Annotated in this window: 7 protein-coding genes; all 7 read left to right on the top strand. The window is 70.5% G+C overall.

Features of this window, described 5'->3' with window-relative positions:
- The first annotated feature begins 20 nt into the window (after nucleotides 1-20).
- On the top strand, nucleotides 21-935 hold the full coding sequence (locus tag AQJ67_RS43315; protein WP_062725531.1) for a DUF2797 domain-containing protein: 915 nt from the start codon (nucleotides 21-23) through the stop codon (nucleotides 933-935).
- Between the two features lie 446 nt (nucleotides 936-1,381).
- A complete protein-coding gene (locus tag AQJ67_RS43310) occupies nucleotides 1,382-2,122 on the top strand; it encodes a response regulator transcription factor (RefSeq protein WP_062725543.1) in 741 nt (246 codons plus the stop codon).
- Nucleotides 2,119-3,705 (top strand): sensor histidine kinase, encoded by a 1,587-nt coding sequence (locus AQJ67_RS43305; RefSeq protein WP_208615149.1) that lies wholly within the window; start codon nucleotides 2,119-2,121, stop codon nucleotides 3,703-3,705. Before AQJ67_RS43310 ends, AQJ67_RS43305 begins: the two co-directional genes overlap by 4 nt.
- A gap of 14 nt (nucleotides 3,706-3,719) precedes the next feature.
- Entirely contained in the window at nucleotides 3,720-5,183 is a 1,464-nt protein-coding gene (locus AQJ67_RS43300) for a bifunctional glycosyltransferase family 2/GtrA family protein (RefSeq protein ID WP_062725527.1), read from the top strand.
- Nucleotides 5,180-7,489, top strand: coding sequence for an ArnT family glycosyltransferase (locus AQJ67_RS43295; protein WP_079056544.1), 2,310 nt, complete (start codon nucleotides 5,180-5,182; stop codon nucleotides 7,487-7,489). The genes AQJ67_RS43300 and AQJ67_RS43295 overlap by 4 nt, the downstream gene beginning before the upstream one ends.
- A gap of 128 nt (nucleotides 7,490-7,617) precedes the next feature.
- The gene (locus tag AQJ67_RS43290; RefSeq protein WP_062725524.1) at nucleotides 7,618-9,111 is read left to right on the top strand and encodes an MFS transporter; all 1,494 of its coding nucleotides are present in this window, start codon (nucleotides 7,618-7,620) and stop codon (nucleotides 9,109-9,111) included.
- 145 nt (nucleotides 9,112-9,256) lie between these two features.
- Nucleotides 9,257-10,042 (top strand): TetR/AcrR family transcriptional regulator, encoded by a 786-nt coding sequence (locus AQJ67_RS43285; protein ID WP_062725522.1) that lies wholly within the window; start codon nucleotides 9,257-9,259, stop codon nucleotides 10,040-10,042.
- The last annotated feature ends 26 nt before the right edge of the window (nucleotides 10,043-10,068 follow it).

Below are 10,068 nucleotides of genomic sequence, written 5' to 3'. Positions count from 1 at the left end.
TGCCTCTACGCTCGGGAGCGATGGCACAGGCATGGAGATGCAAGGGGCTGCGGTGGTCGGCGGACGGCCCTGAGCTGGCGTGGAGCGGCGGTCGGCGCTCCTCGCTGACCTGGGGGAAACGGGTGGCCTTCGCGGTCGCGGAAGGGGGAGCGCGGACCTGCGTGGGAGCACGGGGACACGCGTGTCCGCTGCGCGCGACCGTGCCGGGGCGCAGTACGGGGGCGCGCTGCGAGGAGTGCGCGCGGTTGGACCGGGCGCACTCGGTCGCCGCCGACACGATCGCGGACGACCCCCGTCCCTACCACGTCTATCTGGCCTGGTTCGGCCCCGGCATGACCAAGGTCGGCATCACCGCCCTCGAACGCGGCTCGGCCCGGCTTCTGGAACAGGGAGCCATCTGCTTCACCTGGCTCGGCGCCGGCCCCCTGATGGCGGCCCGCCGCACCGAGGAACTCCTGCGGGCCGCCCTTCGGGTACCGGACCGCATTCCCTACGCCGACAAACGGGCCGTACGGTCCGCCCTGCCGACGTCCGCGGAGGAGCGGGCGACCGAGGTGACGTCCCTGCACGCCCGCGCAGTCGCCCTACCGGGCTGGCCGGAGTCCCTCACCCCCGCGCCCTGCCAACCGGTCGACCACGCCGGGGTGTTCGGCCTGGCCGACCTGCCACCTGCCGTCGGGGCGGTGGCGGAACTTGTCGCGGGCGGGGTGGTGAGCGGGCGGTTGGTGGCTGCTGCGGGGCCGGATCTGCATCTGGACACGGGTGGGGAGGGAGACGGTGGTCTCGGTGGAGAGGGTGGGGGCGGGGTGGTCGTGGTTGATACGCGGTTGATGACGGGGTGGGAGCTGGTGCCGGCGGGTGGGGTGGGGGGAGTGACGGTGCCGGTGCGGGAGTTCGGGGAGCGGGGGGTGGGGGTGCAGGACGGGTTGTTCTGAGGGTCACCCGCTCCGATGGATCACACGCTGCATGGTCTCCATGCCCGCCCCCGAGTCGATCCGTGCGTCGCCGCACAACTGTAAGGGGGCGCCTCCGAGCCAGACAGAGGGCGAGTACGCACTTCACGTGCTGCACGTTCCTGAGACGCGAGGTCCCCGGAGTGATCCGGGATGTCTGTGTGCACTCGGCAGGAATTCGGACCTGCACAGCCCCCACAACCAGCCGCGTCGTCGAGGGCTGGGGATGTGCCGGTTCGCGCGTGCTGTCGGCGGTCCGCCGTCCAGTCATGGTCGGGAGCGCGGCCGCCCGAGCAACCGGTAGCGGCGTAGGCCAACCACTCCCCAACCACTCCCCAAGCGCTCCCTGAGAACCACCTGTGCGTTTCTCAGGAAAATCACAGGTTTCAGAAAGCGTGTTCTCAGAGGACCCCGACATCGTGTCCAGCATGACCACGACCTCGCCCCAGGGGCGCACCGAACTGCTGAGGCCGGACGGGAGCCCCGTCCGAGTGCTTGTGGTGGACGACGAGTTGTCGATCACCGAACTTCTGTCGATGGCCCTGCGCTATGAGGGCTGGCAGATCCGGAGTGCGGGGGATGGCACGGGTGCCGTCCAGACCGCGCGGGAGTTCCGGCCCGACGCCGTCGTCCTGGACATGATGCTGCCGGACATGGACGGGCTGGCCGTCCTCGGGCGGCTGCGCCGCGAACTGCCGGACGTGCCGGTGCTGTTCCTGACGGCCAAGGACGCGGTTGAGGACCGTATCGCCGGGCTCACCGCGGGTGGGGACGACTACGTCACCAAGCCGTTCTCGCTCGAAGAAGTCGTCGCGCGGCTGCGCGGGCTCATCCGGCGGTCCGGGGCGGCCGACCGGCGGTCCGACTCCGTGCTGGTCGTGGGGGACCTGACGCTTGACGAGGACAGCCACGAGGTGTCGCGGGGCGGGGAGAACATCCACCTCACCGCCACCGAGTTCGAGCTGCTGCGCTTCCTGATGCGCAATCCGCGGCGCGTGCTCAGCAAGGCCCAGATACTCGACCGCGTGTGGTCGTACGACTTCGGCGGTCAGGCCAACGTCGTGGAGTTGTACATCTCCTATCTGCGTCGGAAGATCGACGCCGGTCGCGAACCCATGATTCACACCCGGCGTGGTGCCGGTTATCTCATCAAGCCCGCGGCGTCATGAGCGGGCGGCGACGACCGCGTACGCAGAAGAGACGGGCGGGTCAGCCGCGCACACTGCGGGCGCGGCTCGTCGTCGCGTCGGTGGTGCTGATCGCCGTGGTGTGTGCGGTGATCGGTACGGTGACGACGCTCGCGCTGCGGTCGCATCTGTACGAGCAGCTGAACGGGCAGGTCGACGAAGCCGGCAAGCGTCTGTCGGGACCCATGAAGCCCGGCACTGAGGACGACCCCGACGGGCGGGACAGACTCACCGGCTTCGTCAAAGGACCGGCACAGCCGCAGACCATCGCCGCCGAGGTCGGCACCAACGGCACGGTCACCCGGGCGTTCATCGCCAAGGCCTCCAGCGACGACGGTCCCTTCCAGCCGAACTCGCCCGTCGCGCTCACCGACGAACAGAAGTCCGCCTTCGCGAAGGTGCCCGCCACGGGCACGCACACCGTCGAGGTCCCGGGCCTCGGCGAGTACCGGGTGCAGTACGTCCCCGGACCCGATGGAGGCGGCTACTACGTCGCCCTGCCCACCGAGTCCGTCACCACGACCATCAGCACGCTCATCCTCGTGGAGGTGAGCGTCACCGGCGCCGGCCTGGTCGCCGCCGCCATCGCGGGCTCCGTCCTCATCAGCGTGGCCACCCGCCCCCTCCGCCGAGTCGCCGCCACCGCCACCCGCGTCTCCGAACTCCCCCTGCACACCGGCGAGGTGAACCTCAGCGAGCGGGTGCCCGAGTCCGAGACCGACCCGCACACCGAGGTCGGGCAGGTCGGGGCGGCCCTGAACCGGATGCTGGACCATGTCCACGCGGCCCTGCACTCGCGGCAGCAGAGCGAGACGCGGGTACGGCAGTTCGTGGCGGACGCCAGCCATGAGCTGCGTACGCCGCTCGCGTCCATCCGGGGGTACGCCGAGCTGACCAGACGGGGAAGGGAAGAGGTCGGGCCGGACACCCGACACGCCCTCGGGCGGATCGAGTCCGAGGCTGGCCGGATGACCCTCCTCGTCGAGGATCTCCTGCTGCTTGCCCGGCTCGACGCGGGCCGCCCCCTCCAGTTCGAGCAGACCGACCTGATCCCGCTCGTCGTCGACACCATCAGCGACGCCCGCGCGGCCGGCAGGGACCACAACTGGCGGCTCGACCTGCCCGACGAACCCGCGCTCGTGTCCGCGGACGCGGCCCGGCTGCAACAGGTGCTGGTCAATCTGCTCGGCAACGCCCGTAAGCACACGCCACCCGGGACCACGGTCACCGCCCGTGTTCAGCGGCGCGGTCCGTGGATGTGCGTGGACGTCGAGGACAACGGACAGGGCATCCCGGCCGATCTGCTCCCGCACGTCTTCGAACGGTTCGCGCGCGGCGACTCCTCGCGCTCGCGTGCCTCCGGCTCGACCGGCCTGGGCCTCGCCATCGTGCAGGCCGTGGCGACCGCGCACGGCGGTGCGGTGACCGTCGACAGCGTGCCCGGACGGACCGTGTTCACGGTGCATCTGCCGGCGCTGCCCGCGCAGCCGCGGCCCGAAATGAGCTGGCAACAGCACTCACAGGCACAACACAGCGTCACCACATGGGCGGAACAGGGCGCCTGACGAAAGTCGGTTCCATGCGAACCGACTCTTCTCCCGGCACCCTGCCGGCGCGGGAGCACCTCCCGGCCGGCGACGCCGGTACGCCTGTCCTGGACGTAGTGATCCCCGTCTACAACGAGGAGAAGGACCTCCAGCCGTGTGTGCTGAGACTGCATGATCACCTCAAGCGCACCTTCCCGTACGCGTTCCGCATCACGATCGCCGACAACGCGTCGACGGACACCACCCCCCAGGTGTCCCAGCGGCTGGAGGCGGAGCTCCCGGAGGTCAGGGCGTTCCGGCTGGAGCAGAAGGGCCGCGGCCGGGCGCTGCGGACCGTCTGGTCCGCCTCGGACGCCCCGATCCTCGCCTACATGGACGTGGACCTGTCCACCGACCTCAACGCCCTCCTCCCCCTGGTCGCCCCGCTGATCTCCGGCCACTCGGACCTGGCGATCGGCTCCCGGCTGGCCCGTAGCTCGCGGGTGGTGCGCGGCCCCAAGCGGGAGTTCATCAGCCGGGCCTACAACCTCATCCTGCGCGGCTCGCTCCAGGCCCGCTTCTCGGACGCCCAGTGCGGGTTCAAGGCGATACGGCGCGATGTCGCGCAGGTGCTGCTGCCGCTGGTCGAGGACACGGGCTGGTTCTTCGACACGGAGATGCTCGTGCTCGCCGAGCGCGCCGGGCTGCGGATCCACGAGGTGCCGGTCGACTGGGTCGACGACCCGAACTCCACCGTCCACATCGTGAAGACGGCGACCGACGACCTCAAGGGCGTGTGGCGGGTCGGCAGGGCCCTGGCCACCGGTTCGCTGCCGCTGGACCGGATCGCCCGGCCCTTCGGCGACGACCCCCGCGACCGCGAGATCAAGGACGTACCCAAGGGACTGGCCCGTCAGCTCGTCGGCTTCTGTGTCGTCGGCGCCCTGTCCACCCTGTTCTATCTGCTGCTCTACACCGGCTTCCGCGTCTTCACCGGCTCCCAGGTCGCCAACGCGCTCGCCCTCCTGGTCTCCGCGGTCGCCAACACGGCCGCCAACCGGCGCCTCACCTTCGGAGTGCGCGGCCGCGGCGGGGCCGTACGGCACCAGGCGCAGGGCCTGGTCGTCTTCGGCATCGGTCTCGCCCTGACCAGCGGTTCGCTCGCCGCCCTGAACGCGGCCAGCAGCGACCCCGCGCACTCCACCGAACTCGCGGTCCTCATCGCCGCCAACCTCGCGGCCACGGTCCTGCGCTTCCTGCTCTTCCGCGCGTGGGTCTTCCCGGACCGCGAAGGCGGCGACCCGATGGTGGTCGCCGCGCACAACCCCTCCTCGCCCACCTACTCCACCCGGCAGACCCCGGTGCCCTACGGCCCGCTGCCGCAGCGCACGCCCCAGTACCCGTACGACACCGCCCAGTTCCGCGCCGGTGCAGCCGCGGACGGCACCTGGCGGGACGCCACCGTGCAGCTGCAGCCGGTGCGCCCGCACGACACCGACTCTAGGGACTCCCGATGACCGTCCACTACGACCAGCAGACCCAGCAGACCCAACAGACCCAGCAGGCCCAGCAGACCGAGCCGGCCCAGCAGACCCAGCAGACCGAGCCGGCCCGGCAGAGCGGGCAGCACAACGGCGACAGAGGCGGCAGCCCCGACACCTGGGGTCCGCCCCCGACACCCCCGCCCGGCACACCCGTTCCCGACGCCGGTGAACCCAGGCAGCCCTTCGTACGGCGGCTGTGGCGCGGCCGCCCCGAGGACCCCCGCTGGGCGCGCCCTGCCTTCCTCGGCCTCCTCCTCGCCACCCTCGCGCTCTACCTCTACAACCTGAGCGCCTCCGGCTACGCCAACTCCTTCTACTCGGCGGCCGTCCAGGCCGGCAGCCAGTCCTGGAAGGCCTTCTTCTTCGGCTCGCTGGACGCGGCCAACGCCATCACCGTCGACAAGCCGCCGGCCTCCCTGTGGCCGATGGCCCTGTCGGTCCGCCTCTTCGGCCTCAGTTCGTTCGCGATCCTGCTCCCCGAGGTCCTCATGGGCGTCGGCACGGTGGCCGTGGTCTACGCGGCCGTACGCCGCCGGTTCAGCCCCGCGGCCGGTCTGATCTCGGGCGCGGTGCTCGCGCTCACCCCCGTCGCGGCGCTGATGTTCCGGTTCAACAACCCGGACGCGATGCTGGCCCTGCTGATGGCCGTGGCCTGCTACCTCGTCATCCGTGCCCTGGAGGACGGCCGTACCAAGTGGCTGGTGTGGGCCGGAGTCGCGATCGGCTTCGCGTTCCTCGCCAAGACCCTCCAGGCCTTCCTGATCCTGCCGCCGCTCGCGATCGTCTACGCGGTCTGCGCGCCGGTGCCGGTGAGGAAGCGCATCGGTCAGCTGGCCGCGGCCCTCGCCGCGATCGTCGTCTCCGGCGGCTGGTGGGTCGCCATCGTCGAGCTGTGGCCCGCCTCCTCCCGCCCCTACATCGGCGGCTCCCAGAACAACTCCTTCCTTGAACTGACCTTCGGCTACAACGGCCTCGGCCGCCTCAACGGCGACGAGACCGGCAGCGTCGGCGGTGGTGGCGGCGGAAACGGCGGCGGCAACTGGGGCGAGACCGGCTGGGACCGCCTCTTCAGCTCCTCCATCGGCGGCCAGATCTCCTGGCTGATCCCGGCCGCTCTGATCCTGCTGGTCGCGGCCCTGGTGGCCACGCGCAAGGCCCGCCGGACGTCGGTGACCCGCGGTTCGTTCCTCGTCTGGGGCGGCGCGCTGATCACGACCATGCTGGTCTTCAGCTATATGCAGGGCATCTTCCACGAGTACTACACCGTCGCCCTCGCCCCCTACATCGCCCCGCTGATCGGCATGGGTGCGGCCCTGCTCTGGGAGAAGCGCGACAAGGTCTGGGCCTCGCTGAGCCTCGCGGCCGCGATGACGGCCACCGCGGTCTGGGGCTACGTCCTGCTCAACCGCTCCTCCGACTACCTGCCCTGGCTCAAGTGGGTCGTCCTGGTCGGCGGTCTGACGGCGGCGCTGGGCCTGGTCTTCGCCGGCAAACTCGGCCGTCAGCTCACCCTGGGCGTCGTCGGCCTCGGCCTCGCCGCCGCACTGGCAGGCCCGGCCGCGTACACCCTCACCACGGTGAACGAGGGCCACACCGGTTCGATCGTGACCGCCGGCCCGTCAGTTGCGGGTGGTCGGGGTGGCCCCGGCGGTGGCGGCGGCCCCGGTGGCGGCGGCGGTGGGGGCTTCGGCGGCGGCATGCCGGGTCAGCAGGGCCGGCAGAACCAGCAGGGTCAGAACAACCAGCAGGGTGGCCAGAACCAGCAGAACGGCAACGGCAACACCCAGAACCAGCAAGGCCAGAACCAGCAAGGCCAGAACCAGCAAGGCCGGAACCAGCAGGGCGGTATGCCCGGCGGTGGTCAGATGGGCGAAGGCGGCGGCATGGGCCGCGGCGGTGGGGTCGGCGGTCTGCTCAACGGCGCCAGCGTCAGCGACGAGGCCAAGGCTCTCCTGGAGAAGAACGTGGGTGACTACACCTGGGCGGCCGCGGCCATCGGCGCCCAGAACGCCGCGAGCTACCAGCTCGCCACCGGCGACCCGGTCATGGCGATCGGCGGCTTCAACGGCACCGACCCGTCCCCGACGCTGGCCGAGTTCAAGGAGTACGTGGCGGACGGAAAGATCCACTACTTCATCTCCAGCGGCTTCGGTGGCGGCATGGGCGGCAGCAGCAGCGGCACGTCCTCGCAGATCAGCGAATGGGTCCAGGCCAACTTCAAGAAGGTGACGGTCGGTTCGGCGACGTTCTACGACCTGACGCAGAAGGCGAGCAGCTGACGTAGCCGGAGAACCGGAGAAGGAGGGCGGCGGCCGTACAGGGCCGCCGCCCTTTCCCGTATTCCCGTATTCCCGTGTTCCCGTAACTCCGTTGTACGGTGTATGGGAGATGTTCTACGGTGTATGGCATGTCGACGTCTCCCCAGGAAAAGACCCTGGCCCCGGCCGAGGACGGCCACCCGCAGCGCTGGCTGATCCTCGGTGTCCTCTGCCTCGCGGTGCTGACCGTGGTGCTCGACAACACCGTCCTGAACGTGGCCATCCCCTCGCTCACCCGAGAGCTGGACGCGGGCACCTCCGACATCCAGTGGATGATCAACGCCTACTCGCTCGTGCAGTCGGGTCTGCTGCTCACCGCGGGCAGCGCCGCCGACCGCTACGGCCGTAAGAAGATGCTGGCCGCGGGCCTGGCACTGTTCGGCGTGGGCTCGCTCGTGGCCGGTCTCGCCGACTCCACGGGTCAGTTGATCGCCGCGCGCGCCGGGATGGGCGTCGGCGGCGCGCTGCTGATGACCACCGTCCTGGCCGTGGCGATCCAGATCTTCACGCCCGAGGAGCAGCCGAAGGCGATCGGCATCTGGGCCGCGGTGAACTCACTGGGCTTCGCGGCCGGCCCCCTCCTCGGCGGCTTCATGCTGAACCACTTCTGGTGGGGCGCGATCTTCCTGATCAACATCCCGGTCGCGGTGCTCGCCCTGGTGGCCGTCATAGTGCTCGTCCCCGAGTCCAAGAACCCGCAGGGCGACCGCCCCGACCTGCTGGGCGCCGTGCTCTCCACGATCGGCATGGCCGCCCTGGTCTACGCGATCATCTCCGGGCCCGAGCACGGCTGGGCGTCCGGCCGGGTCCTGGTGACGGCGACCGTGGCGGTCGTCGTGCTGGGCGTCTTCGCGTACTGGGAGAGCCGGATCCCGTACCCCATGCTCGACCTGCACTTCTTCCGGAACCGGCAGTTCACGGGAGCGATCGCGGGAGGTGTGCTGATCACCTTCGGGATGGGAGGCTCGCTCTTCCTGCTCACCCAGCACATGCAGTTCGTCCTCGGCTACGAGCCCCTGGAGGCCGGCCTGCGGACGGCTCCGCTCGCCCTGATGATCGTGGCGCTGAACTTCACCGGTGTGGCGGCGAAGGTGGCGGCCCGGCTGGGAATGCCGCTCGCCATCGGGCTGGGCATGGCGGTCATGGCCTGCGGCCTCGCCTCCATCGCCCTGATGCCCTCCGGCGACTACACCGGCACGCTGCTGGGCCTGGTGCTCATCGGTACCGGGGCCGCGGTGGCGAGTCCGGCGATGTCGCACGCGATCATGAGTGCGATTCCGCCGGAGAAGGCGGGGGTCGGCGGCGGGATCAACGGCATGGTGGCGGAGTTCGGCACGGGGTTGGGGGTGGCCGTGCTGGGGGCGTTGCTCAACTCCCGGTTCGCGGCGCTGATTCCGGTGGTGGCGGCGTCCCTGCCGGGGGCGTTGGCGGCTGCGGGGTCGGCTGGGGAGAGGGAGCGGGTGCTGGAGGCGTTCTCCTCCGGGCTGGAGACCAGTTTGTTGGTGGGGGCGTTGGCGGTGTTGCTCGGTGGGTTGGTCGCCGGGGCGTTGTTGCGGCGGGCCGAGAGGGCAGATACCGCTTAAGAGCTCGGGGCATACGGTTGGTCAGGCGGCTGCGGGCCGTTGTGGCTGGTCGCGCCCACGCGGCGGAGCCGCACATCAAGCAGAGCCCCGCGCCCCTGACGGGCGCTCTCGCGACCGGCGATTCGAATGTCTAGGAAGGTGCGCCATGGCTAGGGCAGGTCGGGATGCCGCGCGGGCCAGTGTCTGGCTGGAGGGCAAGGAGCGGCGAGGCGGGCGTGGCGGCGGACAGCCCTCCGGGCTCGACCGGGACCGCATCACCGCGGCCACCGTGCGGTTGCTGGACGCCGAGGGGCTGGCCAAGTTCTCCATGCGGAGGCTGGCGGCCGAGCTGAACGTGACCGCGATGTCCGTCTACTGGTACGTCGACACCAAGGACGACCTCCTCGAACTCGCCCTCGACGCCGCGTTCGGCGAACTCACGCTGCCCGACCCGGAGGCGGACGAGGACTGGCACGACCAGCTGCGCGCACTGGCCCGCGGCTACCGCGACCTGCTGGTCCGTCACCCCTGGCTGTCGCCGCTGATCGGCACCTACGTCAACATCGGCCCGAACAGCCTGGAGTTCTCCCGTCTCGTCCAGCGCGTCATCCGCAAGACCGGCCTGCCCGCACACGGCCTGGTGGCCGCCATCTCCGCCGTCTTCCAGTTCGTCTACGGCTTCGGCACGATGGAGGGCCACTTCATCACCCGCAGCGCCGCCTTCGGCATGACCCCGGACGACTACTTCCAGCACGCCATGAGCACGGTCACCCAGGCCCCCGACACCGCCGACATCGTCCAGGAGTCCGCGGAACTCATGGAGGCCCGCGGCGGCGACACGGTCGAGGAAATGTGGCAACGGGACTTCGAGTTCGCCCTGGACCTGTTGGTGGCAGGCATTGAAACGATGGTGGCGCGAAGCGCCCCATCAGGGGCGCGGGACTCTGCCTGATGTGCGGCTCCGCCGCGTGGGCGCGA

The sequence above is a fragment of the Streptomyces caeruleatus genome, assembly GCF_001514235.1.
GTDB classification, from domain to species: Bacteria; Actinomycetota; Actinomycetes; order Streptomycetales; family Streptomycetaceae; genus Streptomyces; species Streptomyces caeruleatus.
Note: the sequence above shows the minus strand (reverse complement) of the source record. Positions and strands in the feature narration are given on the sequence as shown.